The organism is Enterobacter sp. UPMP2060 (genome assembly GCF_053709655.1).
Genome location: NZ_JBSKJQ010000002.1, coordinates 304756 through 329085, shown reverse-complemented (window position 1 = coordinate 329085; position 24330 = coordinate 304756). Strand labels below are relative to the sequence as shown.

The following is a 24330-nucleotide window of genomic DNA, read 5'->3' as shown; positions in this document are numbered from 1 at the left end:
TGACCTCCCGTTGAAGAAATCAGCACTCGATCAAATTTTGAATTTTTTTTCTTAATTATTGACATGTCTTCCAGGCCTTACGGTACGAGGACTTAGCCTTTTTTACCCTTTCACAACCTCAATTTAACGCCAAAATCAACCCTTGTGCTGAAAAGATTCGATACTAGAATACTCACCATATAGCGTTTTTCTTATCGCAAACCCCCTACATGTAGTATTTATCCACAGAGTTAGTCACAAGACGGATCTGTGGATAAGCGGGGGATATTTTTTTATTTCACGGACAGGTAAAACCCACATGAATCAGAGTCTGCTGGTGACAAAGCGCGACGGTACTACCGAGCGTATCAATCTGGACAAAATCCATCGAGTTCTCGACTGGGCAGCAGAAGGACTGAACAACGTATCTATCTCCCAGGTTGAACTGCGTTCCCACATTCAGTTCTACGACGGCATCAAAACGTCTGATATCCACGAAACTATCATTAAAGCAGCGGCAGACCTCATCTCCCGCGAAGCACCGGATTATCAGTACCTCGCTGCACGTCTGGCGATTTTCCACCTGCGTAAAAAAGCCTACGGCCAGTTTGAGCCGCCGAAGCTTTACGATCACGTCGTGAAAATGGTTGAGCTGGGCAAATACGACACGCATCTGCTGGAAGACTATACGGAAGAAGAGTTCGAGCAGATGAACGGGTTTATCGATCACTGGCGCGACATGAACTTCTCCTACGCGGCGGTGAAGCAGCTCGAAGGCAAATACCTGGTTCAGAACCGTGTAACCGGTGAGATCTACGAAAGCGCCCAGTTCCTCTATATTCTGGTGGCCGCCTGCCTGTTCTCTAACTACCCGCGTGACACCCGTCTGGAATACGTGAAGCGTTTCTACGATGCGGTATCCACATTCAAGATTTCTCTGCCGACGCCAATCATGTCTGGCGTGCGTACTCCAACCCGTCAGTTCAGCTCCTGCGTACTGATCGAGTGTGGTGACAGCCTGGACTCCATCAACGCTACCTCCAGCGCCATCGTGAAATACGTTTCCCAGCGTGCCGGTATCGGCATCAACGCCGGTCGCATTCGTGCGCTGGGCAGCCCGATTCGCGGCGGTGAAGCGTTCCACACCGGCTGTATCCCGTTCTATAAACACTTCCAGACGGCAGTAAAATCCTGCTCTCAGGGCGGCGTGCGCGGCGGTGCTGCGACCCTGTTCTACCCGATGTGGCATCTGGAAGTGGAAAGTCTGCTGGTTCTGAAAAACAACCGCGGCGTGGAAGGCAACCGCGTGCGTCACATGGACTACGGCGTGCAGATCAACAAGCTGATGTACACCCGTCTGCTGAAAGGCGAAGACATCACCCTGTTCAGCCCGTCCGACGTTCCGGGCCTGTATGACGCGTTCTTTGCCGATCAGGACGAGTTCGAGCGTCTGTACACCAAATACGAAAAAGACGACAGCATCCGCAAGCAGCGCGTGAAGGCGGTAGACCTGTTCTCCCTGATGATGCAGGAACGTGCCTCTACCGGCCGTATCTACATCCAGAACGTGGACCACTGCAATACCCACAGCCCGTTTGATCCAGTAGTTGCGCCAGTGCGCCAGTCTAACCTGTGCCTGGAGATCGCCCTGCCGACCAAACCGCTGGAAGACGTGAACGACGAAAACGGCGAAATCGCGCTGTGTACGCTGTCCGCGTTCAACCTGGGCGCAATTAAGAGCCTGGACGAGCTGGAAGAGCTGGCGGTGCTGGCGGTTCGCGCGCTCGACGCTCTGCTGGACTACCAGGATTACCCAATCCCGGCCGCTAAACGCGGTGCGATGGGCCGCCGTACCCTGGGTATCGGCGTGATCAACTTCGCCTACTGGCTGGCGAAAAACGGCAAGCGTTACTCCGACGGCAGCGCTAACAACCTGACGCACCAGACGTTCGAAGCGATTCAGTACTACCTGATGAAAGCCTCTAACGAGCTGGCGAAAGAGCAAGGCGCGTGCCCGTGGTTCAACGAAACCACCTACGCGAAAGGCATTCTGCCAATCGACACCTACAAGAAAGACCTGGATGCGATCGTCAGCGAACCGCTGCATCTCGACTGGGAGGGTCTGCGCGAGTCCATCAAGACCCATGGCCTGCGTAACTCAACGCTCTCTGCCCTGATGCCGTCCGAGACCTCTTCGCAGATCTCTAACGCCACCAACGGTATTGAACCGCCGCGCGGCCACGTCAGCATCAAAGCGTCGAAAGACGGCGTGCTGCGTCAGGTGGTACCGGATTACGAAACGCTGGGTAATAACTACGAGCTGCTGTGGGAAATGCCAAACAACGACGGCTACCTGCAGCTGGTGGGTATCATGCAGAAGTTTATTGACCAGTCGATCTCTGCCAATACCAACTATGACCCGACGCGCTTCCCGTCCGGCAAGGTACCGATGCAGCAGCTGCTGAAAGACCTGCTCACCGCCTACAAATTTGGCGTGAAAACGCTGTACTATCACAACACCCGTGACGGTGCGGAAGACGCGCAGGACGACATGGTACCGTCAATTCAGGACGATGGCTGCGAAAGCGGCGCATGTAAGATCTAATGAAGGGCGGGGATATCCCCGCCTTTATTTCGTAAGACAGGACACACTCATGGCATATACCACCTTTTCACAGACGAAAAACGACCAGCTCAAAGAGCCGATGTTCTTCGGCCAGCCGGTCAACGTGGCACGCTACGATCAGCAAAAATATGACATCTTCGAAAAGCTGATTGAAAAGCAACTCTCCTTCTTCTGGCGCCCGGAAGAAGTGGACGTCTCCCGCGACCGTATTGACTACCAGTCGCTGCCGGATCACGAAAAACATATCTTCATCAGCAACCTGAAGTACCAGACGCTGCTGGACTCCATTCAGGGTCGTAGCCCGAACGTGGCGCTGCTGCCGCTGATCTCCATTCCTGAGCTGGAAACCTGGGTGGAAACCTGGGCGTTTTCCGAGACGATCCACTCCCGCTCTTACACCCACATCATCCGCAACATCGTGAACGATCCGGCGGTGGTGTTTGACGATATCGTCACCAACGAGCAGATCCAGAAGCGCGCGGAAGGCATTGCCCATTACTACGACGAGCTGATCGAGATGACCAGCTACTGGCATTTGCTGGGCGAAGGTACGCACAACGTGAACGGTAAAACCATCACCGTTAACCTGCGCGCGCTGAAAAAACAGCTGTACCTGTGCCTGATGAGCGTCAACGCGCTGGAAGCGATCCGCTTCTACGTGAGCTTCGCCTGCTCCTTCGCCTTTGCAGAGCGCAAGCTGATGGAAGGCAACGCCAAAATCATTCGTCTGATCGCCCGCGATGAAGCCCTGCACCTGACCGGTACCCAGCACATGCTGAACCTGCTGCGCAGCGGTACGGACGATCCGGAGATGGCGGAAATCGCCGAAGAGTGCAAGCAGGAGTGCTACGACCTGTTCGTGCTGGCGGCTCAGCAGGAGAAAGAGTGGGCAGACTACCTGTTCCGCGACGGCTCCATGATTGGCCTGAACAAAGACATCCTGTGCCAGTACGTTGAGTACATCACCAACATCCGCATGCAGGCCGTCGGCCTTGACCTGCCGTTTCAGACACGTTCTAACCCGATTCCGTGGATCAACACCTGGCTGGTGTCCGATAACGTGCAGGTTGCGCCGCAGGAAGTGGAAGTCAGCTCTTATCTGGTCGGTCAGATTGATTCTGAAGTCAACACCGACGACCTGAGCAACTTCCAGCTCTGATGTCACGCGTCACGCTACGTCTTTCCGGCACTGAGGTACTGTGTCGGGAGGAGCACCCTTCTCTGCTGGTGGCGCTTGAGGCGCATCAGGTAGAAGTAGAGTACCAGTGTCGTTCCGGCTACTGCGGCTCCTGCCGCTGCCGTCTGGTCGCCGGCCAGGTGGACTGGCTGACCGAGCCGCTGGCCTTTATCAACGAAGGGGAAATTTTGCCCTGCTGCTGCCGGGCAAAAGGCGATATAGAGATCGAGATGTGATGTTGTCCGTATCCCCTCTCCCGGTGGGAGAGGGTTAGGGTGAGGGTATCAGGCCGCAGAGCCTGATTGTCGGGTGGCGGCTTCGCCTTACCCGACCTGCCAAACCTACTTCCGGTGAATGAATTCGACCGCTTTATCCGGGAAATCCGTAAACAGTCCGTCCACGCCCGCCTGGTTATACAACACCTCATAAAGCTGATTCACGTCCGTGGCATACGGCGGCAGCTGGTCTGCACGAACGGTATACGGATGCACCTGCATCCTGCTGGCGTGCGCCTCTTTCACCATCGCCGTCAGCTTCACGTGGCCCGGCGCTGAGCCTTCCGCCACCAGCATGTGGTAATCCGGCCCGATGCCGTCGGCGTACTGCGCAATCTGCTTCATCGCGCCCGGCTTAAACATCCAGTCGTAGCTGTAGTTCACCCACTTGCCGTCCGGCTGCTTCTCCTGGGTTTCATTCCAGTCGGTATAGGCAATCAGCTGAACCAGATTGAGGTTCATCCCCATCTTCGGCTCCAGCTCGGTTTTGATGCGCTTCAGCTCGGCGGCGTCAAAACACTGCAGGTAGACTTTGTCCTTCTTGCTGGTGTAGCCGTACTGTTTCAGCACCTCCAGCGTCTTCGCGGCAATGTCTTTGCCTTCCTGATGGTGGAACCACGGCGCTTTGATCTCCGGGTAGATGCCGATATTTTTACCGGTTGAGTGGTTCAGCCCCTGAACAAACTCAATCTCTTCCTGGAAGGTATGGATCCGGAAGTCAGATTTGCCCATCGGGAAACGTCCCGGATAGACCTGAACCTTCTTGCCGTTTTCGATCTCGAAGCCTTCGGTAAACTTCAGGGAACGGATCTCCGCCAGGGTGAAATCAATGGCGTAGTAGCGGCCATCTTTGCGCGCGCGGTCCGGGTATCGATCCGCCACGTCCGTCACGCGGTCAAGATAGTGGTCATGCAGGACGACCAGCTGGTCGTCCTTCGTCATAACCAGATCCTGCTCCAGATAATCCGCGCCCTGGGCATAGGCCATCGCTTTCGCCGGGAGCGTATGCTCCGGCAGATAGCCGCTGGCGCCGCGGTGGGCGATAACGATTTTATCCGCCGCCAGCGCCGAGCCTGTCATCAGGCCCGCAAGCAGCAGGCCGGTTGTTACGTAAGACAATTTCATCGCAATGCTCCTTATTGACGACGCGCCAGCACTTCCGCGTGGTGACGTTTCTCACCGATCATGACCACAATGAGCAGCAGTACCGCCAGCACGCTGCCGCCGATCATCACCATAAAGCCGCCGTCCCAGCCGAAGAAGTCAACGGTGTAGCCCACGATGGCGCTCGCCGCGACCGAACCGCCCAGGTAGCCGAACAGACCGGTAAAGCCTGCCGCCGTGCCTGCCGCTTTTTTCGGCGCCAGCTCCAGCGCGTGCAGACCGATCAGCATCACCGGACCGTAAATCAGGAAGCCGATGACGATCATGCAGGCCATGTCTACTGATGGGTTGCCCGGCGGGTTGAGCCAGTAAACGACGGTCGCGATGGTGACCAGGGTCATAAAGAACACGCCCGTCGCGCCGCGGTTGCCTTTAAACACCTTGTCCGACATCCAGCCGCAAAGCAGCGTGCCCGGGATCCCGGCATATTCATACAGGAAATAGGCCCAGGAGGACTTATCCAGCGCGAAGTGCTTCACCTCTTTCAGGTAGGTCGGGGACCAGTCCAGAATGCCGTAGCGCAGCAGGTAAACGAACACGTTCGCCACCGCGATGTACCACAGCAGCTTGTTCGGCAGGACGTACTTCATGAAGATCTGTTTTGCGGTCAGCTCTTCTTCGTGCTCCTTGCTGTAATCATCCGGATAGTCGTTTTTGTACTCTTCAATCGGCGGCAGGCCGCAGGACTGAGGCGTATCGCGCATCAGCGCGAAAGCGATAATCGCCACGACGATGGCGCCAAAGGCAGGCATATAGAGCGCAGCGTGCCAGTCGTTGAACCAGGCCATCCCCAGCAGGAACAGCAGCGGCGGAATACCGCCACCCACGTTATGCGCGCAGTTCCACACCGACACGATGCCGCCGCGTTCCTTCTGCGACCACCAGTGCACCATGGTGCGTCCGCACGGCGGCCATCCCATCCCCTGGAACCAGCCGCAGAGGAACAGCAGCACGAACATGACGGCGATGCTGGAGGTTGCCCACGGCACAAAGCCCATGAACAGCATGACCGCAGCCGCCAGGATCAGGCCGGCGGGCAGGAACACGCGCGGATTCGAGCGATCCGATACCGACCCCATGATGAATTTGGAAAAACCGTAGGCGATTGAGATCCCCGACAGCGCGAACCCCAGATCGCCGCGGGAGAAGCCCTGCTCCACCAGATACGGCATGGCGAGCGCGAAGTTTTTACGTACAAGGTAGTACGCCGCGTACCCGAAGAAGATCCCCAGGAAAATTTGCCAGCGCAGACGGCGGTATAGCGGATCAATTTCTGCCTCTGGCAGACGCGCCCTGTGCGGCGCAGGTTTGAAGATACTGAGCATAACAGCCTCCGTGGCCTTGAATTGAATGGGCAGGTGGCTCGCACCTGAATTCCAGAGGCGGGGATGTTAAGAAATCACGGTGATTGTTACTGTGAATCAACGCACAGATTGTTACAGAAATATGACAGAATGCGCAAAAAAGCACATGAAATCACGTTCCACTTTCGAATTTCGCGCGTTTATGTTCGAAATCAAACAAACCACACTATTGATATGGCTAAATGATAAAAAACGAACATAGAGGGTAAACAATGACCATTCACGATCCTCGCTACAGCGATGTGATAATCATTGGCGGTGGCGCAACCGGTGCCGGGATCGCACGCGACTGCGCCCTTCGCGGCTTAAGCGTTACGCTGCTGGAGCGCCACGACATCGCAACGGGCGCAACCGGGCGTAACCATGGCCTGCTGCACAGCGGCGCGCGGTATGCGGTTACTGACGGTGAATCCGCACGCGAATGTATTGCTGAAAACCAGATCCTCAAGCGTATCGCCCGCCACTGCATTGAGCCGACCGACGGCCTCTTTATTACTCTTCCCGAAGATGACCTCGCCTTTCAGGACACCTTTATTACCGCCTGCACTGCGGCGGGCATTCAGGCTGAGGCCATGGACCCGGCGCTGGCGCGGCGGCTGGAACCGTCGGTTAACCCGGCGCTTATCGGCGCGGTGAAAGTGCCTGACGGCACCGTTGACCCCTTCCGCCTGACCGCCGCCAATATGCTGGACGCCCGCGAGCATGGCGCGAACATTCTGACCGGGCACGAAGTGACCGGGCTTATCCGTGAAGGTCATCGTATCTGCGGCGTGCGGATCCTTGATACGCAATATAACGAACACAGCGAGCTGTATGCCGCCGTGGTGGTTAACGCGGCGGGGATCTGGGGGCAGCGCATCGCGGAATACGCGGACCTGTCGGTACGCATGTTCCCGGCGAAAGGCTCGCTGCTGATCCTCGACCACCGCATCAATAACCACGTGATCAACCGCTGCCGCAAACCGTCCGACGCCGATATCCTCGTCCCGGGCGACACCATTTCGTTAATCGGTACCACCTCAACCCACGTCGACTACAGCGAGATTGACTACAACCGCGTGACCGCCGAAGAGGTCGACGTCCTGCTGCGCGAAGGGGAAAAACTGGCCCCGGTGATGGCGCAGACGCGTATTCTGCGCGCCTACGCGGGCGTGCGTCCGCTGGTCGCCAGCGATAACGATCCGAGCGGGCGTAACGTCAGCCGGGGCATCGTGCTGCTCGATCACGCCGAGCGCGACGGCATGGACGGGTTTATCACCATCACCGGCGGCAAGCTGATGACCTACCGCCTGATGGCCGAGTGGGCGACCGATGCCGTCTGCCGCAAGCTGGGCAATACCGAACGGTGCGTGACGGCAGAGCAGCCACTGCCCGGCTCGCGTCAGTCCACCGAAAAAACGCTGCAAAAAATTATCTCCCTGCCCGCGCCGCTGCGCGGATCCGCTATCTACCGCCACGGCGACAGAACGCCGCAGTGGCTCGGTGAAGGACGCCTGAGCCGCAGCCTGGTATGCGAGTGCGAAGCCGTCACCGCCGGTGAGGTGCAGTATGCGGTGGAGAGCCTGACGGTCACAAGCCTGCTCGATCTTCGTCGCCGCACCCGCGTGGGAATGGGTACCTGTCAGGGCGAGCTGTGCGCCTGTCGTGCCGCCGGGCTGCTGCAGCGTTTTCACACCACTACCGCCACCCAGTCGCTCGATCAGCTCAGCGCGTTTTTAAACGAGCGATGGAAAGGCATTCAGCCTGTCGCCTGGGGCGATGCCCTGCGCGAAAGCGAATTTACCCGCTGGGTCTACCAGGGGCTTTGCGGTCTTGAGAAGGAGCAACGCGATGAAATTTGATACCGTAATCGTCGGCGGCGGGCTGGCAGGCCTGCTCTGCGGCATCAAGCTCACGAAGCAGGGGCTGCGCTGCGCCATTATCACCCGGGGCCAGAGCGCCCTGCACTTCTCGTCGGGCTCGCTGGATCTGGTGGACGAAGCGTACCGCGATAAGCTGCCGCCGGAGCACCCGTATCACCTGATTGGCGCCCAGCATATTGACCGCTTTGCGCTGGAAACCGAAGCGCTGCTGGCAGACTGCGGCGCGCGTCTGAAGGGAAGCGCCCGGCTCAATCACCAGCGCGTCACGCCGCTCGGCACCCTGCGCTCTGCCTGGCTCAGCCCGGAAGAAGTGCCCGTTGCTCCCTTCAACGCCGCGCGCGTGCGGGTCGTGGGCATTAGCGGCTTTCTGGATTTTCAGCCCCATCTCGCGGCGGCGTCACTTTGTCGCCAGGGCGTCAATGCCGAAACGGCAGAGATAGAGCTGCCTGAGCTTGATGTCCTGCGCGACAACCCGAGCGAATTTCGCGCGGTGAATATCGCCCGTTTTCTGGATAACGAGGACAAATGGCCGCTGCTGTATGACGCACTCAGACCGCTCAGCGACAGCTGTGACGCCCTGCTGATGCCCGCCTGCTTTGGTTTACGCGACAACCGGCTCTGGCGCTGGCTCTCGGATCGTCTGCCCTGCTCGCTCGGCCTGCTGCCAACTCTGCCCCCTTCCGTCCCAGGCATTCGCCTGCATACCCAGCTCCAGCGCCAGTTTGTCGCGCAGGGCGGCGTGTGGATGGCGGGTGATGAGGTGAAAAAAATCACCCTGACCGACGGCGCGGTGAGCGAAATCTGGACGCGCAACCACGACGATATTCCGCTTCGCGCGCGCTTTACGGTGCTGGCAAGCGGCAGCTTCTTCAGCAACGGGCTGCTGAGCAGCCGGGAGGGCATCCGGGAAGCCATTATGGGGCTGGATGTTCGCCAGCGTGCCTCCCGCGCGGACTGGTATCAAAGTGATTTCTTCTCGCCGCAGCCCTGGCAGCAGTTCGGCGTGATTGTCGATAACCAGCTACATCCGCAACTTTCAGGTAAGCCCGTCAGTAATCTTTTTGCCATCGGCTCGCTGCTGGGCGGGTACGATCCGATTGCCCAGGGATGCGGTGGCGGGGTCTGCGCCGTCACGGCGCTGTATGTGGCAGAGCAGATTAGCCAGCGCACGGAGGCTGAACAATGAACGACACCCGTTTTGAAAGCTGCATTAAATGCACGGTGTGTACCACCGTCTGCCCGGTGAGCGGCGTGAACCCACGCTATCCCGGACCAAAGCAGGCCGGGCCGGACGGCGAGCGTCTGCGGCTGAAGGACGGCAAGCTGTACGACGAGGCGCTGAAATACTGCATTAACTGCAAACGCTGCGAAGTCGCCTGCCCGTCGGATGTGAAAATCGGCGATATCATCCAGCGCGCCCGGGCGCGCTACAGCACGCAAAAGCCGACGCTGCGGGACGCTATTCTGAGCCATACCGATCTGATGGGCAGCGTCTCGACGCCGTTTGCCCCGCTGGTGAATGCCGCGACCTCCCTCAAACCGGTGCGTCAGCTGCTGGATGCCACGCTGAAGATAGACCATCACCGCAGCCTGCCGAAATATTCTCACGGCACCTTCCGCCGCTGGTACAAATCCGTCGCGGCGGAGCAGGCGCAGTACGCCGACCAGGTGGCTTTTTTCCACGGCTGCTATGTGAACTACAACCACCCGCAGCTGGGCAAAGATCTGCTGAAGGTGCTTAACGCCATGGGAACGGGCGTTCAGCTGCTGAACAAAGAGAAGTGCTGCGGCGTACCGCTGATCGCCAACGGGTTTACCGATAAAGCGCGCAGGCAGGCTCAGAGCAATGTCACGTCACTGCGCGAAGCGATTGTCGATAAAGGTATTCCGGTGCTGGCGACCTCGTCCACCTGTACCTTCACCCTGCGCGATGAGTACCCGCATCTGCTGGACGTGGATAATACCGGCCTGCGCGAGCACATCGAGCTGGCGACACGCTTCCTGTGGCGCAAGCTCGATAGCGGGCAGACGTTGCCGCTGGGGAAATTGCCCCTGAAAGTGGTGTATCACACGCCGTGTCATATGGAGAAAATGGGCTGGTCGCTCTATACGCTTGAGCTGCTGCGGTTAATTCCGGACCTGGAGCTGACGGTGCTGGATTCGCGCTGCTGCGGGATTGCGGGAACCTACGGCTTTAAGCGTGAAAACTACGGAACGTCACAGGCGATTGGCGCCCCGCTGTTCCGTCAGATTGAAGAGAGCGGCGCGGATATCGTGGTAACGGACTGCGAAACCTGCAGGTGGCAGATTGAGATGTCAACCAGCAAGCGCTGCGAACATCCAGTCACCCTGCTGGCGAAGGCGCTGGGCTAAACAGTGCCGGGGCGAAACGCCCCGGCACAGGTTTTACTCGATGAACAGCGACTCGACAACGTTAATCCAGCCGTGCTCGCTGGCAACCTCTTTGCCATTCAGCCAGCGGCGCAGCATGTTCAACGCCATCATGGCGCAAACCTCCTGACGCACCGCCAGGCTGTGGCGGGTAATGCTCATTTTTACCCGCAGGGCCCAGGTGCCTTCCGGCGTCGCCAGCGCGAAGTTAAGGTGTTCCTCGTCCAGCCCCCCGACAAACAGCGCCAGACCGGCAAAATGCTTCACCCTTCTCTCGGAAGCCCAGCGGGCGGTTTGCGCCAGGGACTCCTGCTGGAACGGCACCACTTCGCTGGCCAGCAGCGGCGCGTTGACGCGCGACAGCTGCAGCGCCAGCAGGCCACCGGTGAACTGCTCGCTTAAGGTCACGCTCAGCTGACGCGACTGCAGATGCGTCGCAATCTGCGCGGGCAGCCCTTCCGTCCCTTCAAAGATCAGGCTTTCGCCCGCCACGCGCTGCACCTCGGGCCACAGGGCCAGCATCGCCTGTTTCTGTTCGGCCGGACCTGTCAGCTTAAGCTCAATGATCGGCATGGAGGAGCGGTAGCCCATGGAGACGCCCGGCGGCAGCGGGAGAGGGTCAAGGCTCTGGGCCAGATCGCTTTCCGAGCGGCCAAAGGTGGCCAGACGCAGGCACAGCGGCGGTTCAGGCAGGGTAAAACGATCGCGAAGGCGCGGCAGGATCTGCTGCTCGACCATCACTTTAAATTCTGAGGGCACGCCCGGCGTGAAGAACATCAGGCAGCGGTTCAGCTGCATGGCAAACCCGCACGCGGTACCCACCGGGTTATCGACCAGCTCGGCGCTGGCGGGAATTTCAGCCTGTTTGCGGTTGCTGGGGGCCATGACGCGGCCACGTTCAGAGAAAAAGCGCTCCATCTGCGAAAGCCACGCCTCGTGCAGCACCAGCCCTTCGCCTTTTGCGGTCGCGGCGGCCAGCGCGCTGAGATCGTCACCGGTGGGGCCGAGTCCGCCATTCACAATCAGCACGTCGCAGTGTTCGCTGCGCTCGCGCAGAATAGCGACCAGCGACTCAAGATTGTCGCCCACCGTATTGCGGCGCGTTAACGGTAATCCTTGCTCAAAGAAAAGATCGGCAAGCCAGGCGGCATTGGTATCAATAATTTGTCCATGCAGCACTTCGTCGCCGGTGGATAACATCTCCACGTTAATCATTATGTTCTCCCGCTTATTTGGTCAAAACACTATAGCGCAAACGCGGGGTGGAGAAGAGAGAAACTGGCGCGACAGAACGCCGCGCCGGAGTGATTAGAAGCCTGCGCTGACGCCCACGTACGGGCCGTCGGCCAGCGCGTTGTCGCGGTTGCCGTCTTTGCCGGCCAGGTTCAGATAGCGATAGCCCGCTTCGATGGTAATCGGACGCATGATGGTCCAGCGCGCGCCGGCGTTGGCCTCTTCATAGCTTTCGATACCGCTTGAGAGGGAGTCCGGCGAATAGTAGTACTCACCAAACAGGCCGAAGCTGTCGCCAATTTTCCACTGCAGGCCGCCGCCCACTGCCGCCGCGTACCCTTCGTCACCGTCATTTGGGTTGGTGTAGATACCTTTACCGCCGACGGTGGCCAGGAACGGGCCAAGAGGAACGTTCAGACCCAGGCCGAGGCTCGCCGCGTCGCCGTCGTCATCGTTATGCGTCCAGCCGCCGGTCATCGCCAGACCGGAAGTCTCGGTACCCATGCCAAAGCCCAGGTGGGTATAATCCTGACCCGCCGAGCCGTTAATGCTGATGGCGTTAGCCGCCGCAGATACAACCATCAGGCCGAAGCCCACGAATGCCACTTTTTTCATTGTCGTGATCCCACACAATTATTATAAAGAAGTCCCAAAACCGCGAGATTTTAACCGGAGTCTCCCGGGGATCAAGCACTCTGCGTGCGGCAGGTCAGTAGATTGTAATTATTTGAAACGGCTATTATCCCTTCAGCGAAGCGTTCACCCACTGCTGCAACGCGCGGCGCGAAACTTTAATGCCGCCATTTTTGAGTTCGGTCGGCAACAGCAGCCAGCGGACGGGTTGTTCAAAACGCGCCACCTTATCCCTGACCCAGTCAGGTAAACAGGTGATATCCGTTCCCGGCTCGCACTCCACCACCGCCACCGGACGCTGTCCAAACTCGGCGTCGTCCAGCGGGACGATAAACACCTGGTTAATCTGCGGATGGCGGGCGATAACGCGCTCAAGGCTTTCCGGCTGGATCCCTTCTCCGCCGCTAAAAAAGAGGTTGTCCATGCGGCCCAGGATCGTCAGGCGGCCGTCATGCCATTCACCGCGATCGCGGGTAGCGAACCATCCCTGCGCGTTGGTCAGCGGAACCAATTCACCGTCCCGCCAGTAGCCTGAGGCCATACTCTCTGCCCGGATCCAGACCTCACCGTTAACCACCTGCACCTCTCTGCCCGGCAGCGCATAGCCTACGTCCGGCTCGCCGTCCGCCGCTTTCGCGCAGACGGTAGAGGCAAACTCGGTCAGGCCGTAGCCGCAGAAGGTGTGAATACCCTGCTCGCGCGCCTGCTGCGTCAATTCCACAGGAATGGCGGCCCCGCCCAGCAGCACCGCTTTCAGTGCAACAGGCTGGTGGGTATTAAGCAGACGCCAGAGCTGGGTCGGCACCAGCGAGGCGTGCGTACAGCCGCGCAGCGCCTGCGCCAGCGGCTGTTTCTCGCGCACGGTTAACCGCGCGCCGGCCTGCAGCCAGCGCCATAAAATCCCCTGGCCGGAAACGTGAAACAGCGGCAGCGAAAGCAGCCAGTCGTCGTCTTCGCCGTAGGGCATCAGCGCCAGCACGCCGCGCGCGCTGGCGAGATGGGCGTCGCAGGTATGCACCGCTGCTTTCGGCAGCCCGGTAGAGCCGGAGGTCAGCGTCATCGACGCCAGCCGCGCCGGCTGCCACGCAACGCGATATTCCCCGGCGCGCTCGCGCATGCTCAGGGCAGGAAGACCGTCACAGGTACCGTCCAGCGCCAGCGCAAAGCGCAGCGTCATCTGCGGGAGCAACACGTCCAGCAGCGGGCGAGGCAGCTGCGGATTGACGGGAAGAATGCGCGCCCCGCACTGGAGCAGCGCCAGCCACGCCAGAAGGGTTTGCGGATGATTATGGGCCAGCAGCAGCACGCCGTCGCCCTCCTCCACGCCCTGCAGGTGAAACTCTGCCGCAAGACGGTCGACGCGGGCGCACAGCTGTTGCCAGCTGAGCACCTCGTCGTTCAGCCTGAGGGCCGGTTTATCAGCAAACTGCGCGCGCCAGTGCCGCCACGGCCAGTCGGTAAAACTCATAACAACGGCTCCAGCGCCGCGACGTTGAGGCACGGCAGCGCGCTGTCCGGCCACCTGCGGATAAGCTGAGCCTGCATCAGGTTCAGCGTGTCGAGGCCAGGGATCGTATCCGGCGTTAGCCAGGCGGCAATGCGCGCCAGCTGGGTCAGCCCAAGGCTGGACTCAATCGACGAGCTGATGACCGCCGTCAGCCCTGAGGCATGCGCTGCCGCGACCTGCTCTCGCACCCTCACCAGGCTGCCGGTCAGCGTTGGTTTAATCACTACCGCGCTGACGCCGGGCTCGGCGACAAATTCAAAATCGTCCTCGCGCAGGCTTTCATCCCAGGCGATGGCAATCCCCGTTTCGCGGGCGAACGCGCGCGAATCGTCGCGGGTTTTGCACGGTTCTTCGAGGAAGGCAATGCGGCTGCGGTACGCCGGGTTGACGTACTTTGCAAACTGCTGCGCCTTGAGCGGCGTCCAGGCGCGGTTAGCGTCAAGACGCAGATGAAGGTCGGGGATCGCCTCCAGCAGCAGGTTGGCGACCATGCCGTCGCGCACCGCTTCGTAAAGACCGACTTTAATTTTCGCCACTTTCTCGCCCGGCATGGCGGTGAGCAGCGCGAACAGCTCGTCAGGGTCGCCCGTACAGAGCGGTGCCGCACGGTAGTTAGCCTCTTCAGGCAGGCTACCGTCCAGCTCCGCCAGCGCGCAGCTGATGCCAAAAGCCGCGGAAGGCACGTCCGGCAGCGCCGGATCCGCGCCCTCACGCCACGCGTCCGACCACGCCAGCAATACAGACTGCGCGTCATCCAGCGACTCCAGGCTAAAGCCCGGCAGCGGCGAAATCTCGCCCCAGCCTTCCCGCTCGTCCTGCTGCAGATGCACGAAGAAGCCGTCACGGGTTTTTAACCGCCGTTCACGCAGCACCACGCCCGCGTCCATCGGTATCTGCCAGCGGTAAACCTGCGCACGACGCATTACGGGTTCCGTTTGTATTTGCTGAAGTCCGGCTGGCGTTTTTCGTTAAACGCGTTGCGCCCTTCCTGACCCTCTTCGGTCATGTAGAACAGCATGGTGGCGTTGCCAGCCAGCTCCTGCAGACCCGCCTGACCGTCACAGTCGGCGTTGAGAGCGGCCTTCAGGCAGCGCAGCGCCAACGGGCTGTTTTGCAGCATTTCACGGCACCAGCGAACGGTCTCTTTTTCGAGATCGGCAATCGGTACCACGGTATTCACCAGGCCCATATCCAGCGCTTCCTGGGCGTTGTACTGACGGCACAGGAACCAGATTTCGCGGGCTTTTTTCTGCCCGACGATGCGCGCCATGTACGAGGCGCCCCAGCCGCCGTCGAAGGATCCCACTTTCGGACCGGTCTGGCCGAAGATGGCATTTTCTGCGGCGATGGTCAGATCGCACATCATGTGCAGCACGTGACCGCCACCGATGGAGTAGCCCGCTACCATCGCCACTACCGGTTTCGGACAGGTGCGGATCTGACGCTGGAAATCGAGGACGTTCAGGTGGTGGGTACCCGCATCGTCCTGGTATCCGCCGTAGTCGCCGCGCACTTTCTGATCGCCGCCGGAGCAGAACGCTTTATCGCCTTCGCCGGTCAGGACAATCACGCCGATGTTATCGTCGTAGCGCGCATCCGCCAGAGCCTGAATCATCTCTTTCACGGTCAGCGGACGGAAGGCGTTACGCACCTGCGGGCGGTTGATGGTGATTTTGGCAATGCCGTCGGTGGATTTGTGGTAGCGAATGTCGGTGTAGCCTTCGGAGCAGTCCTGCCATTCAACCGGGGCGTAAAGCATGTTTTCATCAGGGTAGATCATAGAGTGTCCTTTATTCGATAACGCAGTATCTGAGCCAGACTCGCGATAACCGCATCGGGGTTTTCCCGGTGGGCGTTGTGTCCGGCGTCTGGAATGGCATGGCGAACGGCGTTCACTTCCGCGGCAAGGGCCGCGAACTTCTCATCCCGTTCGCCATAGAGATAGTCAAAAGAGAAATCGCGTGCGCTAAGCGCGGCACGCAAATCCGGCTGCACGGCCAGCGAGGTCGTCTCAAGCATCATCGCCAGCGTCGCGCCGTTGTTCTGGCTTCGCAGGGTAATAAGCGCATCGCGCTGGGCGTCCGTGAGGGAGGCGAACACGGGCTGTTGGTACCAGTCAGCGAACACCTTCTCCAGCGGTTCGGTGCGAAAACGCGTTGCCCAGCGGCGGTCGGACGCCAGCCGCGCATTTCGCGCATCGGCATCCTGCAGGCCCGGATGTCCACCTTCAACAATCACCCCGAGCAGCCCCTTCGGCTGCTGGCAGGCATGAAACATCGCAATGCGGCCGCCGAGGGAGTACCCGATGAGCCAGAATTTAAGTATGTTGTAACTAAGAAGGGTTCGGGTGAGCAACGTGCTCATCTCGTCAAACCCCATCACGCCCAGATTCCGGGATCCGCCGTGCCCCGGCAGATCCAGATACAGCCGGGGATAATCGCTGAGCCCTTCACCGACCCTCTGCCACTCGCGGCGGTCGCCCGAAAAACCGTGCAAAAAGACCAGCCAGGGATAGCCCGGTTTGCCAGCCTGCTGCATGCCAGAGAGGATCACAGCTGGCTCACCTGCGCCAACAGGCTTTGCAGGGCCTGCGCACCGTCAGCCTCGTTCACCACCAGCTCAATCAGCGTCGCGCCCGGCTGTTTCCAGGCGCTGCTTAACGCCGCGTCCAGCTGTTCCCAGCTTTCCGGGCGATGGTATTTCAGGCTAAACATCGCCGCGGCGTGTTCGAACTGCACGTTCTGCGGCATCAGATAGAAGCGCTCGCGCTCGCTCTGCGGCGTTGGCAACAGGGAGAAAATCTGCCCGCCGTTGTTGTTGACCACAATCAGCACAAACGGGGCTGACGCCTGACGCAGCAGCGCCAGCGCGTTGAGATCGTAGAGCGCGGAGAGATCGCCCACGATCGCCAGCGTCGATTTCGCGCTGGCGCGCTGCACGCCCGCCGCCGTAGAGATCAGCCCGTCGATGCCGCTGGCACCGCGGTTGCTGTACACCGGGTAGCCCGCGGGCAGCTTCGAAAACGCGTCAATCAGCCGCACGACCAGGCTGTTGCCGACAAACAATTGCCCCTGTTCTGGCAGGTACTGGCGAATGCGGTGCGCCAGCCCGGCTTCGCTAAACGCTTCGCAGTGCGCTTTGGTCAGTTCCCACGCCTGGCGCGAAAGGTCCGGTATAGCCACCGCCCAGGGCTTGCGTTTCTCAGCCGGATGAAGCGTCAGCCAGGCGTCAATACTGCTGACCAGACGACGGCCGCGGTGGTGCGCCGGGTCAAGCCGTCCTTCCAGCGAATCCACCAGCCAGTACTCTTCCGGCGTGCAGGTGGCCTGCCACTGCAGTAACCGTTTGCCGGTCAAACTCGATCCAAGCTGGAGCACAATCTGCGCCTGCGCCAGTTCGGTGACCGCTTTGGCATTCCCTAGCCAGAGGTCGGCGCACGGCAGCGGCTGGCCGGTCTGGGAAAGCACATCGCCAATCAGCGGCCAGCCAAGGGCTTGCGCCCATTCAGCGACCAGCTTGCCTTCGGCGGCGCTCATGCGCCCGGCAATCACCACGCCGCGCTTCTGCCGCCAGAAGAACCAGTCGCGCTGCTTCGCGCTCTCAAGATGCGTCTGCTCGCGCAGCCACGGTTTTTCACTCTGCCACCAGTCGCCGAGTGACTGCTGCCAGTCAAGACCGGTGTCGTCCAGCTCGCCGTAGAGCGGCTCGGCAAACGGGCAGTTGATATGCAACGCCCCGCCGCGCAACGTCTCCATGGCGTGATCGACAGTGGAGACCAGCCAGCTTGCCGGAATATCCTGGGTGGGACGCGGTAACGAAATCGTCTGCGAAGGATGCGAAGAAAAGAGCCCCGGCTGGCGAATGGCCTGATTGGCGCCGCAGTCGATAAGCTCAGGGGGACGATCGGCCGTCAGTAAGATCAGTCTTTCACCCGTTAACCCGGCTTCTATCAGGGCCGGATAGAGGTTCGCCACGGCGGTACCGGAGGTGACGATCACCGCCACAGGTTCTTTGCTGACTTTCGCCAGACCCAGCGCCAGATGCCCGAGGCCGCGTTCATCAAAGTGGGTGTGGTGAATCAACGCCCGGTTTTCTGCGGCCGCCAGCGTCAGCGGCGTTGAGCGAGAACCCGGTGCAATACACACGTGCCTGACGCCGTGGCGCGTCAGGGCTTCAAGGATCACCGCCGCCCAGCGTCGGTTAAAAGAACTTACTGACATGAGATTGTCCGGTATCAAGAATGCGACACAGTATAAATAATAGAAAAAATTGGAATTTTGATATGAATCGGGATTGCGCGAATCTGTATTAATCCCTTAGGAGCAGAGAGCGCAATCCGGCGGCTTTATTTTCAATCTCCTGCCACTCCTGCTCCGGGTCAGACCCGCTGACAATACCGGCACCGGCGTAGAGCCGCAGGGAGTCCTCCTGAACGCGCGCGGAGCGCAGCGCCACGCAGAACTCACTCTGTTCGGGGGATAAGTACCCGGCCGAACCGGCATACCACTCGCGGTTAAAGGGTTCAACCTTCTGGATGAACTCGCGCGCGGGCTGTCGGGGTAATCCGGCAACGGCCGCGGTCGGCTGTAACATCAGCAGACACTGCTCGTCGTCGGCCTGTTTGAGCTCGGTCCAGATACAGCGGCGTAAATGCTGCACCTTACGCAGGCGTACCACCTGGGGGGGCAGTACCTCAAGGGTCTGCGTAGAGTGCTGAAGACGCTGGCAGATATCTTCCACCACCAGCATATTTTCGCGCTGGTTTTTATCATCGTTCAGCAGCCACTCGCCGAGACGCTGCGCCTGGCTATCATCGGTATGGCTGGCGACGGTGCCAGCGAGCGCTTCCGTGCGCAGCAGCTTGCCGCGCCGCCGCCAGAGACGCTCGGGCGTAGAGCCGAGAAACGCGTTGCTGGCGTCGAATACCATGCAGAAATGATAGCAATGTAAATTCAGGGCGCGGCTGGCGGCCATCAGCGCGACAGGGTTAACACGCTGCGTGAACTGCAGATCGGTTGCCCTGGCGAGCACCACTTTTTCAAACTCACCGCGCGCGATGGTCTCCGTCGCCCTGCGGATAAGTTTCAGCCATTCGGCCTGCTGCGGCTGATGGGTTTCGTGCTCAACCTGCACGGAGAGCGGACGGATAGATTTGGCAGGACGAAGCCGCTGTAAAAAATCCTGCGCGACGCGGGCATCCTCCACAAGCGAGCGGTCGCTCCAGAGCAGCAGGCGCAGCGTGGCGTTGCCGGCGGTACGTCGCCAGAGCAGTCGCGGTAAAAAGAGGCTCCCCTGTTCGGGATTAAAGGCGTTCAGGCCGCAGATGCGAGTATCTTGCGCCGCATTTTGCTCGCGCAAAAACTGCGAGGCTAATGCCAGAGAGGAAAATTGGTTGACCGCCCCCAGCGCGGCCAGCTCTTCATCGCCGTTACGCTGCTGCCAGTAAAACTGCGGATAACACTGCTGCTCGCCCAGCCAGGCGAGGGGATCGAAGGCGTCGTTTAACGGGAAAGAGACGTCGAAATGACGTATACCGGGTGCTGCGGGTAACGCTTGCGATAGCTGGGTACGCAGTTGCTCCAGCGCGAGGAAAATCGAATTCACGCGAACCTCTCCCTGTTAAAACCTCATATTATACGGGGTACTGACCATAAATAGCAGTACCCACGTATAGGGAGTGGTTAAGCGGCTTAACGACGGGCTAACAGCAGCCCCAGCACCAGCCCTACGGCAGCACCCACCCCAATACCCTGCCACGGTTTTTCATGCACGTAATCATCGGCACGATACACCGCTTTTTTGGCACGGTAGTAGTAAGTATCTGACGCATGGCTGACGCGGTTTTTCACTTCATGCAGCGCCTGCTCGGCACGGGCTTTTAGCTCAATATATTTCTGATCGGCAGGGTCGCCGGAGGAACGTAACACCTCTTCCAGCGTTTCGCTCAGCAAGGCCAGGTCGTCGTCGATACGGGTATCCCAGGATTGAAATGACATATTTTTCTCCATGTTAGTACACCAGTCCGCTAACTATAGCCAACGAGATGCCATTACGCCTGTTTCACTTCTCGCGCCATGCCGACGTGCGGAATGCCATCTTCATCGTATACCTCCGTCACTGGCGCAAAGCCAAAGTGCCCGTAAAAGGATTGAAGATGCGCCTGCGCGCCGAGGTATAACGCCTTGTCCGGCCACTGTTTCCGGCACGCCTCCAGCGTTTTTTCCATCAGCTGATAGCCCAGTTTTTCCCCTCGCGCTTTGCCGCTAATGATGACGCGGCCAATGACGACGGGCTCAAAATCGTCTTCGCTTTTCAGAATCCTCGCATACGCCACCAGCTCGTTATCCCGCCAGCCGAGGATATGGCGGTTCTCACCGACAAGGTCATCACCATCGATGTCCTGATACGGGCAGGTCTGTTCCACAACAAACACTTCACAGCGCAGCTTCAGCAGGGCGTAAAGTGAATGAACGGTGAGGTCGCTATGATGTAAATCTTGCCACTGGATCATGTCAGTCTCCTTCCTGGGGTTCATCACGTTATACTAAACCCCTCCCCGTTCGGCATAGGGCTGATTGCGTTATGGAACTGATTTTTCTGGGTACGTCCGCTGGCGTGCCAACCCGCTCACGAAACGTGACGGCGATCCTGCTGGATCTTAAGCATCCCACCCGCGGCGGGCTGTGGCTGTTTGACTGCGGTGAAGGGACGCAGCATCAGCTGTTACACACCGCTTACCACCCCGGCAAGCTGGATAAAATTTTTATCACCCATCTGCATGGCGACCACCTGTTTGGCCTTCCCGGCCTTCTGTGCAGCCGCTCGATGGCCGGTAACGCCAACCCGCTGACGATTTACGGGCCAGCGGGTATTCGTGAATTTGTCGAAACTACGCTGCGCCTGAGCGGGTCATGGACAGATTATCCGCTGGAGGTCGTTGAGATTACCGAAGGGCTGGTATTCGACGACGGGGATTATCGGGTTACCGCTCAACCGCTCAATCATCCTGTGGAGTGCTATGGCTACCGCATTGAGGCGCATGACAAACCCGGCGCGCTGGATGCCGCCGCGCTGATGGCCGACGGCGTAAAACCCGGGCCGCTGTTCCAGCGTCTGAAGCACGGAGAGACCGTCACGCTGGATGACGGACGCGTCATCAACGGCCAGGATTATCTCGCCGCACCGCAGCCCGGCAAAAAACTGGCGATTTTTGGCGATACGGCCCCGTGCCCGGCGGCGCTCACGCTGGCCCAGGGCGTGGACGTCATGGTGCATGAAGCGACGCTTGAAACGGCGATGGAAGAGAAAGCCAACAGCCGGGGCCATAGCTCCACGCGTCAGGCGGCACAGCTTGCCCGCGACGCGGGCGTCGGGCGGCTCATCGTCACCCACGTCAGCTCGCGCTACGACGCGCGGGGCTGCGAAAAGCTGCTGGCAGAGTGTCACGCGCTGTTCCCGGAATGTGAGCTGGCCGAAGATTTCGCTCAGGTTAGCGTTTAGTCCTTCATTTTTCCCTCAGGATGCCGATAACGATTAAAAGGTCAGCATTTCTCTCGAGGGTAGAATGGATAATTTCCAGAAAGATATTGATGACAGGGCGAATCTGACCCTGTCGAACCGTTTTGAACTGTTGCTGTTCCGTCTTGGCACCTCTCTGAACGAAAATAAATCCGAGCTGTTTGGCATTAACGTCTTTAAGCTGCGTGAAATTGTGCCGATGCCGGAGTTCACGAAACCCGCCGGGATGAAGTCACCTCTGATGGGAATGGTGAATATTCGCGATCAGGTGATCCCGGTGATTGACCTGGCCGCCGTGGCGGGCTGTAAGCCAACCACCGGGCTGAACATCCTGCTGATCACCGAGTATGCGCGCAGCGTGCAGGCGTTTGCCGTGGAATCGGTTGAGAACATCATGCGTCTGGACTGGAAGCAGGTGCATGCGGCGGAAACCGCCGTCAGCGGTCGCTACATCACCAGCATTGCGTGTCTTGACGAGAAGACCGATACCAACGATCTGGCGATGGTGCTGGACGTTGAGCAGATCCTGTATGACATCACCCCGGCCAATCACGATCTGCACGCCACGAACCTGAAGACCACCAAATTCCATATCAAGCCGGGCGCTGTCGCCATCGTCGCGGAAGATTCCAAGGTGGCGCGATCGATGCTGGAGAAAGGTCTGCAGGCCATGGAGATCCCCGCGCAGCTGCATATCACCGGCAAAGACGCGTGGGAGAAAATTGGCGTGCTGGCCGCACAGGCGCAGGCTGAAGGAGTTCCCATCACCGATAAGATCGCTCTGGTGCTGACCGACCTCGAAATGCCGGAGATGGACGGTTTTACGCTGACGCGCAAAATCAAAACCGACCCGATATTGAAGGACATTCCGGTGGTCATCCACTCTTCCCTGTCCGGCAACGCCAACGAAGATCATATTCGCAAGGTGAAGGCGGACGGGTACGTCGCGAAGTTTGAGCTGAACGAGCTGTCGTCGGTGATTGAGGAAGTGCTGGACCGCTCGATGAAGAAGATTGACGGGCCGTTGATTAGCCGGAAGCAGCTGGCTTAAGTCCGGTGCGGGCAGGTGCCTTCACCCTGGCCCTCTCCCTTAGGGCGAGGGTACAAATCATAAAAAAACCCGCCTCGGCGGGTTTTTTGTTTTTACATCAGCGGCATCGCTCGCTGCACGATATCAATCAGCGGCTGCGGATAGATACCGAAGATCAGCACCAGCAGTGCGGAGATAAGCACGACGATACCACCGGCGCTGTACTGCCAGTTGGTTGGGGCATCACGGTTGAGCTGCTGAGGCGCGCTCAGGTACAGACTCACGGCAACACGCAGGTAGTAGTAGAGGCCAATCGCGGAGCCAATAACCACGCCCGCGGTCAGCCACCACAGGTGCGCCTGCACACCGACGGCCAGCACGTAGAACTTACCGATAAAGCCAAGCGTCATCGGGATACCTGCCAGAGAGAGCATCATCACGGTCATTACCGCGGACAGGATCGGACGGTGCCAGAACAGACCACGGTAGGAGAACAGTGAATCGGCATCCGGGCCACGGTACGGGCTGGACATCAGGCTCACCACGCCGAAGGCGCCGAGACTGCTGAACAGGTAACCGGCCAGATACACGCCCACGGTTTCCATTGACATCTCGCCGCTCTGCAGCGCAATCAGCGCCACCATCAGGTAGCCCAGATGAGAGATAGACGAGTAGCCCAGCAGACGCTTGATGTTGGTCTGGCTCAGCGCCATCAGGTTACCGAAGATGATGGAGACGAACGCGATAATGCCCAGCACCACGCGAACCGCTTCGCTGTCACCCACCGGCGCGTACAGGAACAGACGCATGACCACACCGAAGATAGCGATCTTGCTCGCCGTCGCCAGGAAGGTCGACACCGGAGCCGGGGCACCCTGGTATACGTCTGGCGTCCACAGGTGGAAAGGCACCAGAGAGAGTTTGAAGCCGAGGCCAACAATCATCATGCCCAGACCCGCCAGCAGCAGCGGCTCATGCAGCATGCCGTCACCGAGGCTCTTGCCGAGCGCCATGAAAGAGAGGTTACCGGACTGTGCGTACAGCAGCGCAATACCAAACAGCAGGAACGAGGACGCAGCAGCAGACAGAATGGTGTACTTGATGCTTGCTTCCAGGGAACGCTTCTGACGGAAGGCGTAACCAATCAGGCCGAACAGCGGCAGAGAGATCAGCTCAATACCGAGGAACAGCGCGGCCAGGTGGTTCGCATTCGCCAGCAGAATGCCGCCCAGCGCGGCAATCAGAACCAGCAGGTAAAACTCTTCTTTGTTGTCGTTGTAGCCTTCGAGCCACGGGTACGCAAAGGTACAGGTTGCCAGGCTCGCCAGCAGCACCAGACCGGTATACAGCATGGCGTAACCGTCAACGCGCATCAGCGGGGTGACGTCCATCGCCCCACCCTGGCCAACAAACCAGAGAGAGACTAACGCGGCGTTCAGGCCGATGACCGACAGCGTGGCATTCAGGAAGTGATTGCGTCGCCACGCAATGGAGAGCATCACAACCACCACCGTCAATCCGACGATCAGCAGCGGTAGCAGCGCGATCAGTTGTTGTGGAGTTATTGTCAT

Annotated in this window: 21 protein-coding genes; 8 read left to right on the top strand and 13 right to left on the bottom strand. The window is 59.3% G+C overall.

Annotated features, from left to right (window positions below; genetic code table 11):
• Window positions 1-298 precede the first annotated feature (298 nt).
• From nrdA to yfaE, 3 genes are read left to right on the top strand one after another with little or no spacing between them, the layout of a single operon-like run.
• A complete protein-coding gene (gene nrdA, locus ACWKXN_RS07020; protein WP_023312513.1) occupies window positions 299-2584 on the top strand; it encodes a class 1a ribonucleoside-diphosphate reductase subunit alpha in 2286 nt (761 codons plus the stop codon).
• A gap of 49 nt (window positions 2585-2633) precedes the next feature.
• Complete coding sequence (gene nrdB, locus ACWKXN_RS07015; RefSeq protein WP_023312514.1) at window positions 2634-3764, top strand: class Ia ribonucleoside-diphosphate reductase subunit beta; 1131 nt, start codon at window positions 2634-2636, stop codon at window positions 3762-3764.
• Window positions 3764-4018: a class I ribonucleotide reductase maintenance protein YfaE gene (yfaE, locus tag ACWKXN_RS07010; protein ID WP_023294104.1), complete on the top strand. Its 255-nt coding sequence runs from the start codon at window positions 3764-3766 to the stop codon at window positions 4016-4018. The genes nrdB and yfaE overlap by 1 nt, the downstream gene beginning before the upstream one ends.
• A 105-nt stretch (window positions 4019-4123) precedes the next feature.
• On the opposite strand, the gene glpQ is transcribed toward yfaE, so the two are convergent.
• The gene (glpQ, locus tag ACWKXN_RS07005) at window positions 4124-5182 is read right to left on the bottom strand and encodes a glycerophosphodiester phosphodiesterase (RefSeq protein ID WP_439204826.1); all 1059 of its coding nucleotides are present in this window, start codon (window positions 5180-5182) and stop codon (window positions 4124-4126) included.
• Between the two features lie 11 nt (window positions 5183-5193).
• Window positions 5194-6546 carry a glycerol-3-phosphate transporter gene (glpT, locus tag ACWKXN_RS07000; RefSeq protein WP_045888627.1) on the bottom strand — a complete coding sequence of 451 codons (1353 nt, stop codon included), beginning with the start codon at window positions 6544-6546 and terminating at the stop codon, window positions 5194-5196.
• Window positions 6547-6797: 251 nt separating this feature from the next.
• Here glpT and glpA point away from each other — a divergent pair, with 251 nt between their 5' ends.
• The 3 genes from glpA to glpC are packed head-to-tail and all read left to right on the top strand — an operon-like array spanning window position 6798 to window position 10820.
• On the top strand, window positions 6798-8426 hold the full coding sequence (gene glpA / locus ACWKXN_RS06995; protein WP_048980028.1) for an anaerobic glycerol-3-phosphate dehydrogenase subunit A: 1629 nt from the start codon (window positions 6798-6800) through the stop codon (window positions 8424-8426).
• Entirely contained in the window at window positions 8416-9633 is a 1218-nt protein-coding gene (glpB, locus tag ACWKXN_RS06990; RefSeq protein WP_182071317.1) for a glycerol-3-phosphate dehydrogenase subunit GlpB, read from the top strand. Before glpA ends, glpB begins: the two co-directional genes overlap by 11 nt.
• On the top strand, window positions 9630-10820 hold the full coding sequence (gene glpC / locus ACWKXN_RS06985) for an anaerobic glycerol-3-phosphate dehydrogenase subunit GlpC (RefSeq protein WP_211438291.1): 1191 nt from the start codon (window positions 9630-9632) through the stop codon (window positions 10818-10820). Before glpB ends, glpC begins: the two co-directional genes overlap by 4 nt.
• 33 nt (window positions 10821-10853) lie before the next feature.
• Here the strand turns inward: glpC and ACWKXN_RS06980 are convergent, their stop codons facing one another.
• The 10 genes from ACWKXN_RS06980 to ACWKXN_RS06935 form a co-directional block, all read right to left on the bottom strand.
• Window positions 10854-12053, bottom strand: coding sequence for a nicotinamide mononucleotide deamidase-related protein YfaY (locus tag ACWKXN_RS06980; RefSeq protein ID WP_454543542.1), 1200 nt, complete (start codon window positions 12051-12053; stop codon window positions 10854-10856).
• A gap of 93 nt (window positions 12054-12146) precedes the next feature.
• Window positions 12147-12686 (bottom strand): YfaZ family outer membrane protein, encoded by a 540-nt coding sequence (locus tag ACWKXN_RS06975; protein ID WP_045354282.1) that lies wholly within the window; start codon window positions 12684-12686, stop codon window positions 12147-12149.
• 124 nt (window positions 12687-12810) lie between these two features.
• The gene (gene menE, locus ACWKXN_RS06970; protein ID WP_048980032.1) at window positions 12811-14172 is read right to left on the bottom strand and encodes an o-succinylbenzoate--CoA ligase; all 1362 of its coding nucleotides are present in this window, start codon (window positions 14170-14172) and stop codon (window positions 12811-12813) included.
• Window positions 14169-15134 (bottom strand): o-succinylbenzoate synthase, encoded by a 966-nt coding sequence (gene menC / locus ACWKXN_RS06965; protein WP_454543541.1) that lies wholly within the window; start codon window positions 15132-15134, stop codon window positions 14169-14171. The genes menE and menC overlap by 4 nt, the downstream gene beginning before the upstream one ends.
• Window positions 15134-15991 carry a 1,4-dihydroxy-2-naphthoyl-CoA synthase gene (gene menB / locus ACWKXN_RS06960; protein WP_454543540.1) on the bottom strand — a complete coding sequence of 286 codons (858 nt, stop codon included), beginning with the start codon at window positions 15989-15991 and terminating at the stop codon, window positions 15134-15136. Before menB ends, menC begins: the two co-directional genes overlap by 1 nt.
• The gene (gene menH, locus ACWKXN_RS06955) at window positions 15988-16764 is read right to left on the bottom strand and encodes a 2-succinyl-6-hydroxy-2,4-cyclohexadiene-1-carboxylate synthase (protein ID WP_240608590.1); all 777 of its coding nucleotides are present in this window, start codon (window positions 16762-16764) and stop codon (window positions 15988-15990) included. Before menH ends, menB begins: the two co-directional genes overlap by 4 nt.
• Entirely contained in the window at window positions 16761-18431 is a 1671-nt protein-coding gene (gene menD / locus ACWKXN_RS06950; protein WP_454543539.1) for a 2-succinyl-5-enolpyruvyl-6-hydroxy-3-cyclohexene-1-carboxylic-acid synthase, read from the bottom strand. The genes menH and menD overlap by 4 nt, the downstream gene beginning before the upstream one ends.
• An 88-nt stretch (window positions 18432-18519) precedes the next feature.
• Window positions 18520-19815 carry an isochorismate synthase MenF gene (gene menF / locus ACWKXN_RS06945; protein WP_454543538.1) on the bottom strand — a complete coding sequence of 432 codons (1296 nt, stop codon included), beginning with the start codon at window positions 19813-19815 and terminating at the stop codon, window positions 18520-18522.
• Between the two features lie 86 nt (window positions 19816-19901).
• On the bottom strand, window positions 19902-20207 hold the full coding sequence (elaB, locus tag ACWKXN_RS06940) for a stress response protein ElaB (protein WP_008500219.1): 306 nt from the start codon (window positions 20205-20207) through the stop codon (window positions 19902-19904).
• A 53-nt stretch (window positions 20208-20260) separates the two neighbouring features.
• Window positions 20261-20722: a GNAT family N-acetyltransferase gene (locus tag ACWKXN_RS06935; protein ID WP_033146075.1), complete on the bottom strand. Its 462-nt coding sequence runs from the start codon at window positions 20720-20722 to the stop codon at window positions 20261-20263.
• A 71-nt stretch (window positions 20723-20793) separates the two neighbouring features.
• On the opposite strand from ACWKXN_RS06935, the gene rbn reads away from it, so the two are divergent.
• Complete coding sequence (rbn, locus tag ACWKXN_RS06930; protein WP_454543537.1) at window positions 20794-21711, top strand: ribonuclease BN; 918 nt, start codon at window positions 20794-20796, stop codon at window positions 21709-21711.
• Window positions 21712-21775: 64 nt separating this feature from the next.
• Window positions 21776-22780 (top strand): chemotaxis protein, encoded by a 1005-nt coding sequence (locus tag ACWKXN_RS06925; RefSeq protein ID WP_033146077.1) that lies wholly within the window; start codon window positions 21776-21778, stop codon window positions 22778-22780.
• Between the two features lie 92 nt (window positions 22781-22872).
• Here the strand turns inward: ACWKXN_RS06925 and nuoN are convergent, their stop codons facing one another.
• On the bottom strand, window positions 22873-24330 hold the full coding sequence (gene nuoN, locus ACWKXN_RS06920; RefSeq protein ID WP_023312531.1) for an NADH-quinone oxidoreductase subunit NuoN: 1458 nt from the start codon (window positions 24328-24330) through the stop codon (window positions 22873-22875).